Source organism: Virgibacillus sp. MSJ-26 (genome assembly GCF_018918075.1).
Lineage (GTDB): Bacteria > Bacillota > Bacilli > Bacillales > Amphibacillaceae > MSJ-26.
This window is the reverse complement of record NZ_JAHLPW010000012.1, coordinates 1-17694: the sequence shown is the minus strand read 5'-3', so window position 1 is coordinate 17694 and position 17694 is coordinate 1. Positions and strand designations below refer to the sequence as shown.

Sequence of the window (17694 nt, the reverse complement as noted above, 5' to 3'; positions counted from 1 at the left end):
AATAATGCTCAGAACATTAAAAAGCACAGATTAATTTAAATCTGTGCTTTTTAAGTTGATCTTTATATTGTTAATTCGAAAACTTAACTCCTTACTAATTCTTTTTCTTTCTCTTTATCTTTACTATTTTTGACGTCTTCTATTCGCGTGATTTGAGCGCTGGATGAGTTATTAATATGTCTTGCTACGTTGTTTCTATATTTGCTCACGTCATTATTGGATTCGCGTAATGCAATATGCTCTGTGCTGAATTTAGATGGCGAATCGATGCCACATGATGCACCAAGCATGAATAACCCTTCACGCATGGTTCTTAAATAGTTGGCAGTACGGAATCTTTTTTCTTCTACAACTAAGCCAGCTTCAAGATGTGGTAAGTGTGACGTAACACCTACAGGGCAATGGTTTGTATGGCATTTGCCTGCATTAATACAACCGACAGTATTCATAGCGGCACGTGCCACGTAAATAAGATCAGCACCTAACGATAAGGCAATCGCCATTTTATCCGCTGTCGCGAGCATTCCAGATGCAATAATTTTAACATCTTTACGGACACCGTATTTTCTTAATGTTTGATCAAGAATATGGATACCTGAGTAGATCGGCATTCCTAAACTATCGGCCATTTCTTGATAGGTTGCACCTGTTCCACCTTCAGCACCGTCGATTGAAATGAAATCTGGTTCTTTGCCTGTTTCTTTCATGTACTTTGCTAAGCTTTCAAAAGAATCATTATCCCCAGCTACAACTTTGATTCCAACAGGTTTCCCAGTAATGCTTTGCCAATGTGTGACCCATTCGAACAAGCCGTCCATATCTGAGAAGAGTGGGAAACGGTTCGGGCTTTCAACGTCATGGCCCATGTCAACTCCACGAATCTTGGCAATTTCTTCTGTTATTTTTTCTTTTGGTAATTTACCACCGCGCACTTTAGCGCCTTGAGCCAACTTCAATTCAATGGCTTTTACTTCAGGTTTCATGGCATTTTCTAGGAAAACTTCCTCAGAATACTTACCATCTTTTCGTGCGCCGAATAGACCTGAACCAACTTGGAAAATTAAATCGGCTCTTTTATCTTTAAGGACACCTTGTTCCACAAGTTTATCTAAATGGGACATAATTCTTTTCCCAAAACGATCTTCCATTTCGAAATTAGAGCAATTGGGATGTTCTTTAATATAGTTAATAAGTTTTTCACTCAAACGGTCAAAAGGTTCAATGCTATAATCGATAACCTCATAAACACGTGATAAATGATAACGTGAAATACTTCCTTCCCCTGTGTTCATATAACTTCCGCCACTTATAGCGACTCCTTGAGCGAGCGCTTTCACAGCACTCTTTGATAAAGCTCCAAAACTCATCGCCGAGACTCCAAGCAATCCTTTAACATGGAAAGGATGTTCTCTTTCCGGACCAATGACAACTTGATTCTCATCAGACAAGTGCCATGGTTTCACTTGAACTTGGTTTCGTTTCTCTTTTCGTTTTGTGACAGTTTCACCTAAAATTTGATATGTGTACGTTTCAATCGGTGACTTGTTATCAACGCTTAATTCATCAATATTAAGTGGAAACATTGAGTTCGTTAAATAAAAGCTAGTTAAGGAAAAATCTTTTTTAGATCCAAAGCCAATCACCGTATTAGCGTACTTTCCAGCTTTTGCTATTGTTTCTTGTGTGTCACGATCAACAGGTTTACCTTCTTTATCTCCAGAAAACCAATATTGTCGAAACTCTGGACCTACCATTTCAAAGATATAACGCAACCGACCTAATAAAGGATGCGTTTTTAAAATAGCATGTTGATTTTGATATTTGTCTTTAATAATTAGGAAAATAATAAGTGCAATAATTCCGTAAAACATGATGTATGGTAGCAGTTTGAACATTGATATAAACATTGACAGAATAATCCCCCCACGTACAATAATAGCACCATTTATAAATACTTAAAGACCATTAGATTACTTTTCTTGATTAATCTCAAAAAGGCATAAGACCTATGCTTTTATGATATCAATTAGATTGATTATAACTTATGAAATTGATTTGTTAAAGAGGAAGTTATAGAAACTTTTTATTGGATAAAGGTGAGTTAAGATACTATGTCATCTATCACTAAATTCCCAATCTGTTATTTTAAATGATATACTTTAAACGGTAAATAGCTTATTTTTATATAAATTTGTTTCTTAGGCAGAATATAGACTAAATATGAACTTTCTTAAAGGGTGTGACATAGTGACAGACAACGCAGCAATTCAATTCGAACATGTTGACTATCAGGCGGATGGACTAGCTATTCTTCAAAATATTAATGATTATTTCCCTAAAGGTAAAATAACTGCTCTTGTCGGACCATCTGGAGCGGGTAAGACAACGGTGTTTAAGCTTTGCAATGGTTTAAAGTCACCGACCACTGGAAATATACTTTTTAATCAACAACCAGTGAATACATATGAACCTGTCGAGTTACGACGCCGAATTGGGCTTGCACTTCAAGACGCTACGATGATACAGGGCACAGTTAGGGATAATTTGGCATTGCCACTTGAATTACAAGCTAAGCAGCTGTCTAATGAAACAGCTGAACAATATATGAACTTAGTAGGGTTAAAAGCGGAATTTCTAACTCGTGACGTGAGGGATTTATCCGGTGGTCAACGGCAGAAGTTGTCTATTGCTCGGACACTTATTAATCAACCAGAAGTTTTGCTGTTAGATGAAATCACATCTTCACTAGATCGCATCTCGCGTCAAGATATCGAACGACTCATATTGAAAATTAATAAAGAACTGGAAACAACAATTATTTGGATCACCCACAATATAGAGCAAGCTCAAGCCATGGGGGAGCATACATGGGTAATGATGGATGGTCGTGTCGTTGAATCAGGGGAAATCGGTTTGCTAGATAATCCTAAGAATAAAGAAGTCGAACGTTTCATTAAGGGGGAAGTGGAATGAGCTATCTCACTCTGTCTTTAACATTAATTTTCGTATTGATTCCACTGTTTCTGTCCAAAACATTCAATCTAGGCCTTGAGAGAGACACTGTTATTGCTACAATTCGTTCTATTATCCAACTATTAGTTGTAGGATACCTCCTGCAATATGTGTTTGATGCAGACAATATGATTTATATGATTTTAATGATAGGTTTGATGATTGGAGCAGCTACACAAAATGCGAGAAAAAAAGGTGTCACGATTAAAGGTGTGACCTGGAAACTCGTGCTGACCTTTGTGTTTGTTGAACTGCTGACACAAGGTATTCTATTAGGCTTGAAAATAACACCAGCCACCCCGCAATATATTATCCCGATAAGTGGAATGGTGGTCGGAAATTCAATGGTCTTATCCATTTTATTTTTAAACCGATTTACGGCAGAAGTGGAGACACACCAAAATGAAACAGAACTCATTTTGTCACTTGGAGGAACACCGAAACAAGCGATTCACCGTCAATTGATTAACTCGATTAAAGCGAGCACCATTCCTACCATTGAAAGTCAAAAGACAATCGGACTTGTTCAACTGCCAGGAATGATGAGCGGCCAGATCATTGCAGGGGCTAATCCAGTTCAAGCAGTGCAATTTCAGCTACTCGTTTTATTTCTTTTGCTAACGACTGCTGTCATAACAAGTATTTTATTAGGATTTTTATCCTATCCAACTTTATTTAATCAACGTATGCAGATGCTGAAGTTCACTGCTGAATAAGACGCTGTGGTGACACTGGTAACAGTGACGCCACAGTTATTTAATTTACCAGCTCATCAGCGTCAATGATCCACGTTGCTTCTCCTGATTGAAAAGGGTTTGAAAAGTGCAGCTCATACTGATCGGAATTGGACACGTCAAAGGGAATATCGCCTGTCATAGTTTCCCCTGGTTCAACGCTACCATCAAATTGGTCACCGGCCTCAGTTAAAATTGTCGCTGAATACGTGTTTCCCTTTGCATCTTCTAATTCTACATTAAGAAGAGAGCTCATAACGAATTCTTGGTCTTTTGAATTATTTACCGCAGTTAAATTAGCGATTAAAAAGTTATCGTTTGTTGGCTTTTCAAACTCCCCTCCGGGTTCAATCCTGGCTTCGTTGAAAGTAATGGTCGTTTCTTCAAATTTAACGCTTTCACCAATCGTTAATTGCTTAATGTTTTCTTCATCTGTTTTGCTTGCATTACGTTCTTCTTTTTCAGATGAGTGTTCTGCCGTGTCGTTTGCTTCAACTTTTTCAATAGATGTTTCATTTGCCGAACACCCTAGCAACAAAAGAAAAATAAAAATACTAATAATGAATGTTAAAGTCCGTATTTTCATATGAGTCACCCTTAATCTTTGTTTTTCTAAGCATAGCATATCAAAAAACATCTCAAAAATCTTTACTTCAAAAAGATTAAGAGCTTATTTGAAAAATATTTATATATATCCTTGCAATTTGCAATTAAAAGGGTTATGCTTGAATCAGCAAATGGCAATTGAAGTTTGAATAATACTTTACGATCTCTTTAACAAGTGGTGTAAAAGTATTTATGATTCAATTACTTTGCACGATATTTGTATAAGGAGGTCATCCTACATGACTGGTAAAGTAAAATGGTTTAACGCAGAAAAAGGATTCGGTTTCATCGAGCGTGAAGACGGAGACGATGTATTCGTACACTTCTCAGCTATTCAAGCTGAAGGTTTCAAAACTCTTGAAGAAGGTCAAGACGTTGAATTTGAAATCGTTGAAGGTGAACGTGGTCCACAAGCAGCTAACGTAGTTGCTCTATAATAAATTAACGTATTAAAAGGTTTATCTCTTTCTGAGATAAACCTTTTTTAGTCGTTTAGGAAACTATAACATTAAAACTTCTGTGGATAATTTATACTGAAATTGGGCACGTCCAGTGCAAGGCGTTCTGCCCGCCTAAGGTCTTAAGCAATAATCCTACGTGGCAAAGATCGACTGTGGTTTCTTGCTTAAGCTGTGCCTGAGGCTAGACGGCGCCCCGCGCTTTTGTTTTTTGAGTAGGAGGTTAAGTCATGTCTAGGGAACGAGAACAAATGGAAAAAAAGGTCATTGAAAGCTACCAGAATGATGAAAAAATGATGATTTTGGTTTATGCCCAGTGGTGTATTAATAACGATATTGATCCACAATCACTTTACATGGAGGCGTATCCTGAACAAACCACAAATAAAATCTTGTTAGAAGTATTAGAATTAACAGTTCCTCAAAATGAATCTGAGCATATTCCGAATGAAACAGTTTTGAATATGTTGCAGCTATATGGAAACGATGATCTAGCCTTTATAGTTCAGCGTGAAATCGATCGGTTAAAGAGTAAGTCGCAAAAAGAATAAGGGGGAATCTAGTTAACCCCCTCAGGCAATCTATTCTTCAAACCACTTAATTAAAGCTTGCGTGCCACTATCATCTTCACCCTTTTCAGCTAATTCTTCATATAGCTTTAACGACAAGGTAAGCCCCGGTGTCGCTAGTCCCATCTCCTGAGCGGATTCAAGCGCTATTTTCATATCTTTTATAAAATGTTTTATATAAAACCCTGGTGAATCATCACCTTGAATCATACGCGGGGCAAGGTTAGATAATGACCAGCTTCCTGCCGCACCAGTTGTGATGCTGTCGAGAACTTGTGAAGGATCAAGACCTGCTTTTTTTGCATACATAATTGCTTCTGAAACACCAATCATATTAGAAGCAATCGTTATTTGATTTGCCATCTTCGTATGTTGGCCTGCTCCTGCTGCTCCCTGTAAGACTATATTTTCACCAAGCACTTGAAAAATAGGTAAAAGTTTATTGAATACATCTTGTTCGCCCCCAACCATAATTGCAAGGGAACCATTTTTAGCTCCGATATCCCCACCTGAAACAGGAGCATCCAGCGCTAATAAATTTTTATCCTTTGCTTGCTTATAAATTTCTTCGGCCAAGCTTGGCTTAGACGTCGTCATATCAACTAAATATGTACCTTCTTTTGTATTTTCTAAAATTCCATTCGCTCCAAAATAAACTTCTTCAACATCACTTGGATAGCCAACCATCGTAATCACAAGATCTGTTTTTCGTGACAATTCTGCAACGGAATTTACCCAGTTAGCACCTTGTTGTATCAGCTCATCGGCCTTTGTCTTTGTTCGAGTATAAACCGATACTTGATAACCCGCCTTAATTAAGTTACTAACCATACTTTTACCCATGACGCCCGTACCTATAAAGCCAATCTTCATATTTTTAGTCATTATTTAAACCCCTTTAAATTTTCTGGTGTATAATAATTTCGACGTACGGATATAAATTTCCTTTAAAATTAATGAAAGGTGATAAAGGCATGAGATATATTATTAAAACATTTAATGACTTAACAAACGAAGAGTTATATAAAATTATGAAGGCACGAGTGGATGTATTTGTGGTGGAGCAAACTTGCCCTTATCCAGAAATAGATAATTATGATCAAGAAGCAATCCATTACTTTTTAAGTGATGGGGAAGAAATAATGGGCTACGTAAGAATTTTGCCGAGCGGCTCGCGTTATAGTGAAGCATCTATCGGTAGAGTACTTGTCACAAAAGCAAGTCGTGGCAATGGCTACGCTCGTGATATCATGGAAAAGGCAATTCAGTATATACGCGACGAATGGAAGGAAACTAAAATTAAACTTCAGGCTCAAGTGTATTTGGAGAAATTTTACGCTTCACTAGGTTTTGAAAGAATATCTGAAGATTACCTAGAAGATAACATTGCACATGTTGATATGATCCGGAGGGGAGAGGTTAGTTAAATTTAATCTTTTTAAAGGATATGTAATTTTATTCTATTCAATTTTAATCCATTTAAAAGAGAAATGATTTAACCAAGACAGCTATAAGTGACTCTGTGGAATGTCTCGACATATCATGATCCTAAAAGGATAGTGATTATGTTGTTTGGTTTGATCTTTCCTATAGTCAAAAGAATTATGAGCTGTCCTCGCAATGAAACGGCGCATAGAGCTGGATGATGACGCATAGAACGAGACGACGACGCATAGGTCGAAATGATAGCGCATAGCACGGAACGACCGCACACAGATCGAAATAAAAAACGCATAAACCAAAACACACCACACCCAAAAATGCTTTGAAAGTAAATTGATGCGACAAACTTTTTGCACTCTAAAAAAATGGCCATATGGCAAAACAAATTGACATGAATTGGGAGCGAAAATAAAGAATCAACTTAGGTCAATAACACATAGTATAATTAGCAATCCTTTTTTAAATTTTAAATGAATCGAGAAGGAGGCTAATGAACATGTTATCGAACGAACAACTTGATGAAATCAAAAGAGATTTAAATAATAGACAAAATGATTTAATAAAACAAGTTAAAGATCATTATGGCACGTCCTTTGAAATGGCTCAGGAATCTACAGGTGAATTGTCCCATTATGATAATCATCCAGCTGATATGGGGACTGAGCAATTTGAGCGAGGAAAAGATGTGGCCTTAAATGAACATGCAGAAAAAGAACTTGAAGATATTAATGAAGCAATCCATGCTATTGCAGAGGGGACTTATGGTATTTGCAGCAAATGTGGAAAAGATATTCCTTTCGAACGCTTAAAAGCTATGCCAACCACTGATCGCTGTTTTGATCATGCAGAAAAAGACACGTTCAAACATAATCGACCTATAGAAGAACAAGTATTTAGTCCAAATATTAATCCAGACGAAGTAACAGAAGAAACTCAGGTTGGTTATGACGCTGAAGATACGTGGCAGGAGATTAGCCGATACGGTACAAGTGAAACGCCATCTGACTTTTATGGCGATCAAGATAATTATGATGAAATGTATCCTAATAGTGATGAACTTGTGAGCAGTGTGGAAGAGTTGGAAGGCTTTTTAGGCGCTGATGCTGAAGGAAACTTTTCAGGTGTTACCCCAAATCATAAAAGATATGAAGAAAAGTTAGATGATGATGAATAACAAGGCTCCTTCCCATAAGTGGAAGAAGCCTTGTTTCTTTCATATCAAGTGAATATAGACATTAACGCTTCGAATAAGAGTGCTCGTAAAATATAGGCTACAGCAAAAACAGCAATTAAAATATATACGAGATCGAATTCTTTCTTTTTGCTATTAAGAATAATGAGTGCCGGAATTACTAAAAGTGGAGCATTTGTACTCGCCCCCATAATAGCAGTTGGAACTGTTGGAAGTTTAATGAGTTCAAGTATAAAACCTAATGTAAAAAGCAAAACGAACGGAATAAGAAAAGCTGTATATTTTGCAAAAACATCCTGAAAGGTAAGTTCCTTTTCGGTGAATTTCAATCCCCAGAAAGTAAGAGCAACAACTCCAACAAGAACAAGGTCAAATCTTAAAAAGGGTACTAAGAAATCTTCTGAAAAGGATGCAGAAATATAACCTCCAGCCAACTCATTCATCAAATAGTAGGACTCAGATCCAACAAGTAAAGCAAAAACAATCAGTGTAATCAAGCCAGGAATCCAGTCATTGGCTGTTGCTTCAATCGCTTGAGACGGTTTTTTGACCAATCTTCCGTAGTAGTCAGCAATATCCAGCCCACCACTTTCTTTCTCTTTAACAGATTCAGCTGCCGGTTGGTCTGTGTCTTGCGCAATAGTCTCTTGTGGTGGCTCAGATGTGTTTTCTGAATCGGTACTCCCAGGAAGTGTAGTTTCTTCTAATTTCGTCCCGCAATTGGTACAAAATTTTCCTTCTTCAATAAAAACGCCACAATTTGGACAGTTCATTTAGTCACTTCTCCTTTTTATATAATTTAGTATGTACGACCACTAAAAATGACATATTCGACAAAAAGCTATAAAACCCTTTAAAATCCATCCTAAATGAACATAAAGCACTAAGAGGATGTTGGTAGAAAAATTAATTCTAACATATTTAATGTTTATTATACGAAAATAAAAAAAGAAGGAGAATCATCTCCTTCTTTAATATTCATCCGCTATTCTTTTGGTTAACTCCAGGTTAGCTGTGTCTTTTTCACCATTTCGGTAATAGTTTATTTTTATTTTTTCGCCAATGTTTGCCTTGTCGTATAAAAACTTACGCAAGTCTAAGAAAGATGTAACGTCTTCTCCGTTTATTTTCGTAATGACGTCAAATTGTTGTAACCCTGCTTTGTCAGCTGGTGAGCCTGCCTCAACATTTGCGATAACTAGGCCATCTTTGACGTCTTTCGGTAAGGCGATATTTTCTTGATAGGCTGGTGGTACTTCCTCAAGAGCAGCAGCACTGATGCCAACGTATGGTCTAGCGATTTCTCCATCTGTTTCCAGTTGTTCCATAAGTGGTTTTGCCGAATCAATAGGGATGGCAAAACCAATACCTTCAACTGCTTGTTCGGCTATTTTCATTGAATTGATACCAATGACTTCACCTTCTGTATTGATTAAAGCACCACCACTATTGCCTGGATTGATTGCAGCATCTGTTTGAATGACTTCTGTAGTCCAATCAGGTTGTCTGTCTCCTGTTGTATCAACACTGACAGAACGATTTACTCCACTGACAATACCTTTAGTTAGTGAATTAGAGAACTCTAATCCAAGTGGGTTTCCAATGGCTATGACAGTTTCACCGACATTAAGGTCTTCGGAAGAACCAAGCTTAGCAACGGTGTCAATTTTACTGCCATCAATTTCTAGGATGGCTAGGTCGGCTAATTCATCAGATCCTAATACTTTGCCTGGAATGGTTTCATCATTATTTAATGTGATTTCAAGTTCTTCAGCTCCGTCAACAACATGGTGATTTGTGACGACGTACGCTTTACCATCTTCTTTTTTATAAATAATCCCTGAACCTGTCCCAGTTTCTTGATTTGGTTCCCAAATATTTTCTTTCTGTAACCGGCTAACGCCAACGACTGCTTTGGACGTTTCTTCTACATCTGTGGACAAATCATCGTCATCTGATACATTTATTGATACAGGTTGGCTGTCAGATTGCTGTTCTGATTGGCTTGCTGGTGCTGAATCATCAAATGAAATGATTTGATTTGAGAATAATAGTAAGACAGTTAACGTAGCAATGATTCCACCTGTCAGGCCACCAATGAGGGCGCTGATGCCGATATGGCGCTTTTTCGTTTTATGTTTTTGCGGTGGATTAGGAACATGATGCTCATTTTCTGTTTGGTTAAATGAATGATTTTCAGATGTTTCCTCATCACTATGTGTGTATTCCGACGTATTATCTGTTTCAGTTATATGTTCCTGATGATTGGATTCATCATCCTCCAGATTTTGATGTGTTGATTGGACCGGATCAGTTGGCGAAGTTTCTTTATCGGTTTGATCTGTGTCATCTTCTTTAAGCTCACCATTTTGTTCTTGATTGTTGTTTTTTTCATCAAATTCCATTTGTCTCACCCTTTACTTATTGATATGTTATCTTTATCGTAGGTTTTACTTCCAGCTAACTGGTGATAAAGTTTAACTTTATGATACATACAAGATTCGGCAGAGGTTTGGTATAATTGTGGCAAAAGAATAGAAAAATTTTATTGTTTGCCTGTTTATTAGTAAAAAAGTAAATGAAGGGAGCTCTTAGAAGATGAAACAAATTGCTATTGTTGAAGACGATGCAAACATTCAAAATATCGTTGCTGCTTTTTTGAAAAAAGAAGGCTATCAAGTAACAGTATTAGACTCAGCAGAAGATGGAATGGAATTATGGAAAACAAATCCACCCGATATGTGGGTATTAGATATTATGCTCCCTGGAATGGACGGATATGAGTTTTGCAAAGAAATTCGAAATAAAAGTGAAGTACCAATTATTATCATATCAGCAAAAGATGAAGAAATCGATAAAATTCTGGGACTGGAATTAGGTGGAGATGATTATTTAACAAAACCTTTCAGTCCGAGAGAATTGGTTGCACGAGTGAAACGTTTGTTTAAACGTACTCAAAACGTGAATAGTAATAATAACGATGACATGACGCCAGACCGATTGAAACTTAATCATCTTTTAATCGATCGGAATGAACGGCGCGTTTTTTGGGAAGGTGAAGAGCAAGATGTCACTACGAAAGAGTTCGATATGTTGCTTTTATTTGCAGAAAATACGAACCGTGCTTTTTCTAGAGAAGAATTGCTTATAAAGGTTTGGGGAGAAGATTATTTTGGAAGCGACCGAGCAGTTGATGATTTAGTTAAACGTCTCCGGAAAAAGTTTGCGAGTCTGCCTTTAGAGACTGTATGGGGATTTGGTTACCGATTACGGCATGATGAGGAATGACACTATGAAATTACAGAACCAATTGAACGCTGCTTTTTCCTTATTACTGCTAATTATTTTGACAGTAACCGGCTATGTCATTTACTCACTTATTATGGATTTGCTTATCCAAGATGAGCAAAGACAGCTTGAACAAAAAGGAGAAATTCTTGTTAATGCATTGAGTGACCGCTATGAAAATCAGCATCCAAGCCAACTTCAAGAATTTCTAAAAGAACAGGATTTGCAGCTATTTTTATACGATCGAGCCACAGATACAATTTTATTATCCACTTTACCAGATCGTGTGGTTCAAGGATTTACTAGGGAAAATAATTTAGCAGACACGTCAAAGCAATTGTGGGAATACGGAACAGATAAGTTTGTGACGTCAAGGATTCTATTTTACCCGGAAAGAACAAATCTGGAATTAATATTGCTCACCCCGATGAGTGATTTACGTAGTGTCCAGCATAACTTTTTTGTAAGATTGTTAATCGTATTCATCGTTGGGGCGGCGGCAGCTATATTTATCAGTTATTTTCTCACTAACAGGTTGGTGACACCGTTAACGCGATTAAATCGTCAATTGAAAAAAATCGAAGAAAGAAAGTTCGAGGAAATTCAGCCGATCGAGGCAACTGGAGAAATAAAAGATGTAGCCCGTAGCGTCTATGATATGGCGAACGAACTACAACGTTATATTAGCACCCAGCAAATATTTTTCCAGAATGCAAGTCATGAATTAAAAACGCCACTCATGACAATTCAAGGCTACGCAGAAGGAATTAAAGAGAAAGTATTTGATGAAGCAGAAACTGAAAAAGGTTTGGAAGTGATGGTGACGGAAGTGGCTCGATTAAAAGCCATCATCAATGAAATGACCCTACTGGCAAAATTAGATAGTGAGCAAGAAATATATCACCCAGAGCTGGTAGACATAGATTCCTTTATCAACCACATCGTGGAGCGCGCGCTGCCTATGACGAATGAGGAAAATGTTAAATTGACTTATGAAATAAATGAGCAATTTACCTTTAGGATTGATGAGGAAAAAATGTTACGTGCTGTTCTCAATTTAGTGGTAAATGGGTTCAGGTATGCAGCAGCTGAAGTGAAACTAACTGCAACCAAGAATAATGAGCAAATCGTTTTGACTGTAGAAGATGACGGGAAAGGTGTACCAGAGGATTTACTTCCTAATATATTCCACCGATTTGTAAAAGGTAAGAGTGGTGAAACAGGATTAGGATTAGCCATCGCCCGAGCAATTGTTGAACAATCGGGTGGGAAAATAACAGTGGGACGTTCTGAACTTGGCGGAGCGTTATTTAAGATTACGTTTTAATTGTTGGGGATGCGGAGTTCCCGACGATGAAGACCACAATTAAGGGGGAACTTACGCGAAGTTGTCGTTCATTGACGGTATGAAGCCCAAATTTGTGAGAAACGCAGTGGAAGTTGTCGTTCATCAATGTGATGAAGCCCAAATTTGTGAGAACCCAGTGAAAATTGTCGTTCATTACTCATTTCAAAACCAAAAGTGGTTTTCTTAATAAATTAGACGGAGAATAAAAAATTACTTGCTGTTATATATTTTATTGGCTTTTTGTGGTATAATAACAAAGTTTGATTCAGAAAAGAGGAGCGGTTCTTAATGGAATTAAGAGAAAATATTCGTAATATAGCGATCATCGCCCATGTAGACCATGGTAAAACAACCCTTGTTGATCAGTTACTCAAGTATAGTGGGACATTTCGGGAACATGAACAGGTGGAAGACCGTGCCATGGACTCAGGAGATATCGAAAGAGAACGGGGAATTACGATTTTAGCTAAAAATACAGCTATCAAATATCATGATACAACCATCAATATTCTTGATACGCCAGGTCACGCCGATTTCGGTGGTGAAGTGGAACGTATTATGAAAATGGTAGACGGTGTGGCTTTAGTAGTTGACGCGTTTGAGGGCACGATGCCACAGACACGTTTTGTTTTACAGAAAGCATTAGAACAAAAACTTACACCGATTGTTATCGTTAATAAAATCGACCGACCGAATGCAAGACCAACTGAGGTCGTCGATGAAGTTTTTGATTTATTTATCGATTTAGGTGCGGATGATGACCAATTAGAGTTCCCTGTCGTCTATGCATCAGCAATCAATGGTTTGTCAGGGGAAGATCCAGATGACATCACTGAAACAATGGATCCTGTTTTTGATGCCATCCTAAAATATATACCAGCACCAAAAAGTAATCAGGACGAGCCTTTCCAATTCCAAGTTGCTTTACTTGATTATAACGACTATGTTGGTCGTGTTGGAATTGGACGTGTGTTTAGAGGAAGAGTCAAAGTAGGAGATAATGTGGTTGTCTTGAAAAAAGACGGCACCACCAAAAACTCACGCATTACAAAACTTTTTGGATTTATCGGATTAAAACGCGTTGAAATCAATGAAGCTGAAGCTGGTGACATTGTCGCTATCACGGGAATTGACGATTTAAATATCGGTGAAACCATTGCTTCACCTGAAAATCCCGAAGCTTTGCCACTACTCAGAATAGATGAGCCAACCCTACAAATGACATTCTTAGTTAATAATAGTCCATTTGCAGGTAGAGAAGGAAAGTATTTAACGTCAAGACAAATTGAAGAACGTTTAATGAAAGAACTTGAAACAGATGTTAGTTTACGAGTTGATCCAACAGAATCACCGGATGCTTGGGTTGTTTCCGGACGCGGAGAATTACATTTATCTATTCTAATTGAAAATATGCGTAGAGAAGGATATGAACTCCAACTATCCAAGCCAAAGGTTATTGTAAAAGAAATTGACGGTGTACTTTGTGAACCAATGGAACGTGTGCAAATTGACGTACCGGATGAACATACAGGAGCTGTCATGGAGGCTCTTGGTTCCCGTCACGCTGAAATGTTGAACATGGTCAACACAGGTAACGGTCAAGTACGCCTTGAGTTTAAAGTGCCTTCCCGTGGATTAATTGGTTATACAACTGAATTTATGACACAAACTCATGGTTACGGAATCTTAAACCACTCATTTGATGCCTATGAACCTATGGTAAAAGGAAATGTAGGTGGCAGACGAGAAGGTGTGCTCGTTGCTATGGAAAATGGTAAAACAACGACATATAGTACAATGCAGCTTGAAGATCGCGGCACGATTTTCTTAGAGCCAGGTTCAGAAGTATACGCTGGAATGATTGTTGGTGAGCACAACCGCGAAAATGATTTAACCGTTAATATTACGCGCGAAAAACACTTAACCAATATGCGTACTTCTACTAAAGACCAAACAGCTACCATTAGAGGAACGCGAAAAATGTCACTTGAAGATGCACTTCAATATATAGATGACGATGAATACTGTGAAGTAACACCGGAATCCATCCGCTTACGTAAAAAAATATTAAATCAAAGCATGCGTGAAAAAGCAGCTAAAAAAGATAAAAAGTAAGCATCATATCGAGGATGGGACATAAGTATTTTAGTTAATGTAAAAGCGAACGTATTAAAGTATATTTTTTTTAATATACACTTTTAAAATCAGCGTAGGAAAAATACGTAGACTCCTTGAAAAAGAAAACCACTTTTTCTGCGTGCGATGAATCGCTGTCGAAGTATTCCTTGTCCAGCAGGATGAAAAGCTTAGATGAGACCCCGCAGAGCGTCATGAATGATGGAAGGCTAAATTCGCGACGTCCTGTCGCAACGCCTTCATGACCAACATCCTGTTGGCCCGAGGCTCATCAGCGCCTGCGGAAAGTGAAGTATTTTTCCGAAGCGAATAACGCTCGCTTAAAATTGTTCGTCTTTTAATTACTAATACTTAGTTTTGTCCCAACCTCTGGTTTTAAATATAGATAAAAATGACGGTGACGGCGCATAGAACGGGATGAGAGCACATAGCCTCTAACAATAATATACAAAATTAAGCGAATCTAATTAAAAAAAGAGGAATGAGCCACGCTCATTCCTCTTTCAATGATTTGCTATTTGTATTCTTTTCATCTGGAATATATCTTGTGAAGTATGTTGCTAATGATAAACATATAAAAGATAATCCCCAGGATACCGCACCTTTAAACTGAAAGTTAGTCCGCAAACCAATGACTAAAACAAGAATACTCAACGTTAGAAAAATAAGTGTTAAATATCTTTTCAAGAGAGACACCTCTGTTATAAGGTCAATAATGACGCTAACTTACTAATTATAATATCATACTTTTTGAACTTTTAAGTTGTGGCAGGAAAATAAACGTTTCCCATTCTATTGGCTGGCAACATCTCTTTTTATGAATATGAGCCAGGATAATCCTATGAAGATCGCATAGTAACCAATTAAAACGCTAATTGAAAAGCCAAGCGTCATACCTTCAATCAAGACGTTTCCGTTGGCATATTGTTGTAAGTCAGTATTTGCGAACAGGATATATTTAGCCCATGGATATTCTGCAAAAGCAAAAACAATTTGATTTCCAGCCATCATTAAGAAAATGGCTAGCCCAATTGCAAGAGCGCTACTTCTGAAAACAGTTGAAATCATAAAAGCAAATGTCGCCATCATGATTAAGTTAATTAATCGATAGCCGTACGTTGAAAGAAGGTCACCTATTATAGATACATATTCAAATCCATTGTTTTTGTGTAAAAGAATATGTGGATTCGTTCCTTCAATGCCAAAAAAGAGTGCCCCGACAATGAAAGAAAAGACGTATAGAAAGAGCGATGTTATGATAGCAAAAATAATTACAGATAAGTATTTTGATAATAAAATTGTCACCCTTGAGATAGGCCGGATGAGTAACAGTTTAATCGTTCCCCACCTAAATTCATTAGCGACAACGCCTCCTGCTACAATAATCGTTAATAAACTGACAAGAGAGAGTAATCCTTGATTTTCATGGACGTATTGCCATGCTCCGTAACTTTCAGGTTTTATATCGTTTTCTAGATAATAGTCATTTTCCGCTATGAAATCCCCATTAATCGTCGCTACAAAACCTTCATTTTCTCCAGCTTCCTCAATCTCCCTTAATAAAGAATCATTTTCTTCCTGTAACTCCTCGCGCCAATCGTCTCCTGTCGGTTTACTTAAATCATCATCAAATACTGAAACGATGACTGCACCACCGATGATTAATGTGGCGAGAATAATGTACATAATCCAAGTTGTCTTATTTATGTATAATTTAAGTTGCTCATTATAAATTAATTTTAAAAATCTACTCAATGACATTCTCTCCAATCACGTCAAAGAATTTATCTTCAAGACTCGCTTTGGCTCTGCCTATTTGATAGATGGCGATGTCATGTGCAACCAATGTACGGGCTATGTTTGGAATACTTTCTCTTTCACATTGGAAGGTTAGTGATTCTTCGATTTGTAAAGATTCAATATTAAGTTCAGATTCTAGAACTTTGCTGGCTTTTTCAATAGGAGTTGCGATGAGTTCCAATTGTTGAAGCTGTTTGTCAGCGTCTGAACCGTGTATTTGTTGTGTTGAAATGAGTTCGCCGTTTTTAATGATACCAATGCGATCACACATCAGTTCAATTTCTGATAATAAGTGGCTTGATATAATAACAGCCACATTTTCTTCTGATGCAAGTCGTCGTATGTACTGTCGTATTTCACGAATTCCAGCAGGATCGAGTCCATTTGTTGGTTCATCTAATATCAAAATGGATGGGTGATGGAGCAGAGCTTGTGCAATTCCTAGGCGTTGCCGCATTCCAAGCGAATACCTGCCAACTTTTTCCTTAAGTACTTTTTCAAGTCCTACAAGAGCAACCACTTCGTCAATCCGTTCCTTAGTTATTTCAGGAGTCATATTGGCATAATGTTTCAAGTTTTGAAGACCAGTCATAAACGGATACATTTCCGGATTTTCTACGATGGCTCCTACTTCGCGAACAGCCTTCTGGAAATCCGTCTTGATACTATGACCTTGAATGAGTACATCACCTTCAGTTAGTTTCATTAAACCAACCATCATTCGAATGGTCGTTGTTTTACCAGCACCATTTGGTCCGATAAACCCGAATACTTCTCCTTTATTTATTTCAAAAGACAATCCTTTGATAATCTTCTTTTTGCCGATTGTTTTTGTGACATTAATTAATTCCATTGCTGCTTGCTCCATATTTAACAAAACTCCTTTCTCGTATAAATAGTTATACGTAAATTCGGAGAAAAGGTTTCAGAAAAGTGCGGAAGGATCAAACGATCACATGATACCGATTAATGAAAAAAACTGCATATAAAAAACATACTAAGATTAGTGGGTAATGTCATCGACGGATGACATTACCCACTATTTTCTTTTTATAAGGTATAGTGAGAAGTGAAAGAAAGCCCGACCGAAGCCTCAGGGATCACGAAT

Annotated in this window: 17 protein-coding genes; 9 read left to right on the top strand and 8 right to left on the bottom strand. The window is 37.5% G+C overall.

Annotated elements, in window-relative coordinates:
- Positions 1-83 precede the first annotated feature (83 nt).
- The gene (locus KQI49_RS12020) at positions 84-1907 is read right to left on the bottom strand and encodes an FMN-binding glutamate synthase family protein (protein ID WP_216489347.1); all 1824 of its coding nucleotides are present in this window, start codon (positions 1905-1907) and stop codon (positions 84-86) included.
- 313 nt (positions 1908-2220) lie between these two features.
- Between KQI49_RS12020 and KQI49_RS12015 the strand changes: the two genes are divergently transcribed.
- Together KQI49_RS12015 and KQI49_RS12010 are read left to right on the top strand one after the other, a co-directional pair.
- Positions 2221-2973, top strand: a complete 753-nt coding sequence (locus tag KQI49_RS12015; protein ID WP_216489346.1) for an ABC transporter ATP-binding protein — start codon at positions 2221-2223, stop codon at positions 2971-2973.
- Positions 2970-3728, top strand: coding sequence for an ABC transporter permease (locus KQI49_RS12010; RefSeq protein ID WP_216489345.1), 759 nt, complete (start codon positions 2970-2972; stop codon positions 3726-3728). Before KQI49_RS12015 ends, KQI49_RS12010 begins: the two co-directional genes overlap by 4 nt.
- A gap of 40 nt (positions 3729-3768) precedes the next feature.
- Here KQI49_RS12010 and KQI49_RS12005 read toward each other — a convergent pair whose 3' ends face one another.
- Positions 3769-4332: a DUF4352 domain-containing protein gene (locus KQI49_RS12005; protein WP_216489344.1), complete on the bottom strand. Its 564-nt coding sequence runs from the start codon at positions 4330-4332 to the stop codon at positions 3769-3771.
- A gap of 259 nt (positions 4333-4591) precedes the next feature.
- Between KQI49_RS12005 and KQI49_RS12000 the strand changes: the two genes are divergently transcribed.
- Positions 4592-4789, top strand: coding sequence for a cold shock domain-containing protein (locus tag KQI49_RS12000; RefSeq protein WP_216489343.1), 198 nt, complete (start codon positions 4592-4594; stop codon positions 4787-4789).
- Positions 4790-5040: 251 nt separating this feature from the next.
- Positions 5041-5361: a hypothetical protein gene (locus KQI49_RS11995; protein ID WP_216489342.1), complete on the top strand. Its 321-nt coding sequence runs from the start codon at positions 5041-5043 to the stop codon at positions 5359-5361.
- 30 nt (positions 5362-5391) lie between these two features.
- Here KQI49_RS11995 and KQI49_RS11990 read toward each other — a convergent pair whose 3' ends face one another.
- Positions 5392-6264, bottom strand: a complete 873-nt coding sequence (locus KQI49_RS11990; RefSeq protein ID WP_216489341.1) for an NAD(P)-dependent oxidoreductase — start codon at positions 6262-6264, stop codon at positions 5392-5394.
- 89 nt (positions 6265-6353) lie between these two features.
- On the opposite strand from KQI49_RS11990, the gene KQI49_RS11985 reads away from it, so the two are divergent.
- Positions 6354-6806 (top strand): GNAT family N-acetyltransferase, encoded by a 453-nt coding sequence (locus KQI49_RS11985; RefSeq protein WP_216489340.1) that lies wholly within the window; start codon positions 6354-6356, stop codon positions 6804-6806.
- A gap of 512 nt (positions 6807-7318) precedes the next feature.
- The gene (locus KQI49_RS11980) at positions 7319-7996 is read left to right on the top strand and encodes a TraR/DksA C4-type zinc finger protein (RefSeq protein WP_216489339.1); all 678 of its coding nucleotides are present in this window, start codon (positions 7319-7321) and stop codon (positions 7994-7996) included.
- A gap of 44 nt (positions 7997-8040) precedes the next feature.
- Here KQI49_RS11980 and KQI49_RS11975 read toward each other — a convergent pair whose 3' ends face one another.
- Positions 8041-8787, bottom strand: a complete 747-nt coding sequence (locus KQI49_RS11975) for a Yip1 family protein (RefSeq protein ID WP_216489338.1) — start codon at positions 8785-8787, stop codon at positions 8041-8043.
- Between the two features lie 198 nt (positions 8788-8985).
- Entirely contained in the window at positions 8986-10419 is a 1434-nt protein-coding gene (locus tag KQI49_RS11970; RefSeq protein ID WP_216489337.1) for a S1C family serine protease, read from the bottom strand.
- A 193-nt stretch (positions 10420-10612) separates the two neighbouring features.
- Here KQI49_RS11970 and KQI49_RS11965 point away from each other — a divergent pair, with 193 nt between their 5' ends.
- The 3 genes from KQI49_RS11965 to typA all read left to right on the top strand — a co-directional run bounded on the left by KQI49_RS11965 (position 10613) and on the right by typA (position 14765).
- Positions 10613-11302: a response regulator transcription factor gene (locus tag KQI49_RS11965; protein WP_216489336.1), complete on the top strand. Its 690-nt coding sequence runs from the start codon at positions 10613-10615 to the stop codon at positions 11300-11302.
- Between the two features lie 4 nt (positions 11303-11306).
- Positions 11307-12629, top strand: a complete 1323-nt coding sequence (locus tag KQI49_RS11960) for a sensor histidine kinase (RefSeq protein ID WP_216489335.1) — start codon at positions 11307-11309, stop codon at positions 12627-12629.
- 309 nt (positions 12630-12938) lie between these two features.
- Entirely contained in the window at positions 12939-14765 is a 1827-nt protein-coding gene (gene typA / locus KQI49_RS11955; protein ID WP_216489334.1) for a translational GTPase TypA, read from the top strand.
- Positions 14766-15278: 513 nt separating this feature from the next.
- Here the strand turns inward: typA and KQI49_RS11950 are convergent.
- The 3 genes from KQI49_RS11950 to KQI49_RS11940 all read right to left on the bottom strand — a co-directional run bounded on the left by KQI49_RS11950 (position 15279) and on the right by KQI49_RS11940 (position 17454).
- Positions 15279-15473 (bottom strand): hypothetical protein, encoded by a 195-nt coding sequence (locus KQI49_RS11950; protein WP_216489333.1) that lies wholly within the window; start codon positions 15471-15473, stop codon positions 15279-15281.
- 105 nt (positions 15474-15578) lie between these two features.
- Positions 15579-16541, bottom strand: a complete 963-nt coding sequence (locus tag KQI49_RS11945; protein ID WP_216489332.1) for an ABC transporter permease — start codon at positions 16539-16541, stop codon at positions 15579-15581.
- Positions 16534-17454: an ABC transporter ATP-binding protein gene (locus KQI49_RS11940; RefSeq protein WP_216489331.1), complete on the bottom strand. Its 921-nt coding sequence runs from the start codon at positions 17452-17454 to the stop codon at positions 16534-16536. The genes KQI49_RS11945 and KQI49_RS11940 overlap by 8 nt, the downstream gene beginning before the upstream one ends.
- Between the last annotated feature and the right edge of the window lie 240 nt (positions 17455-17694).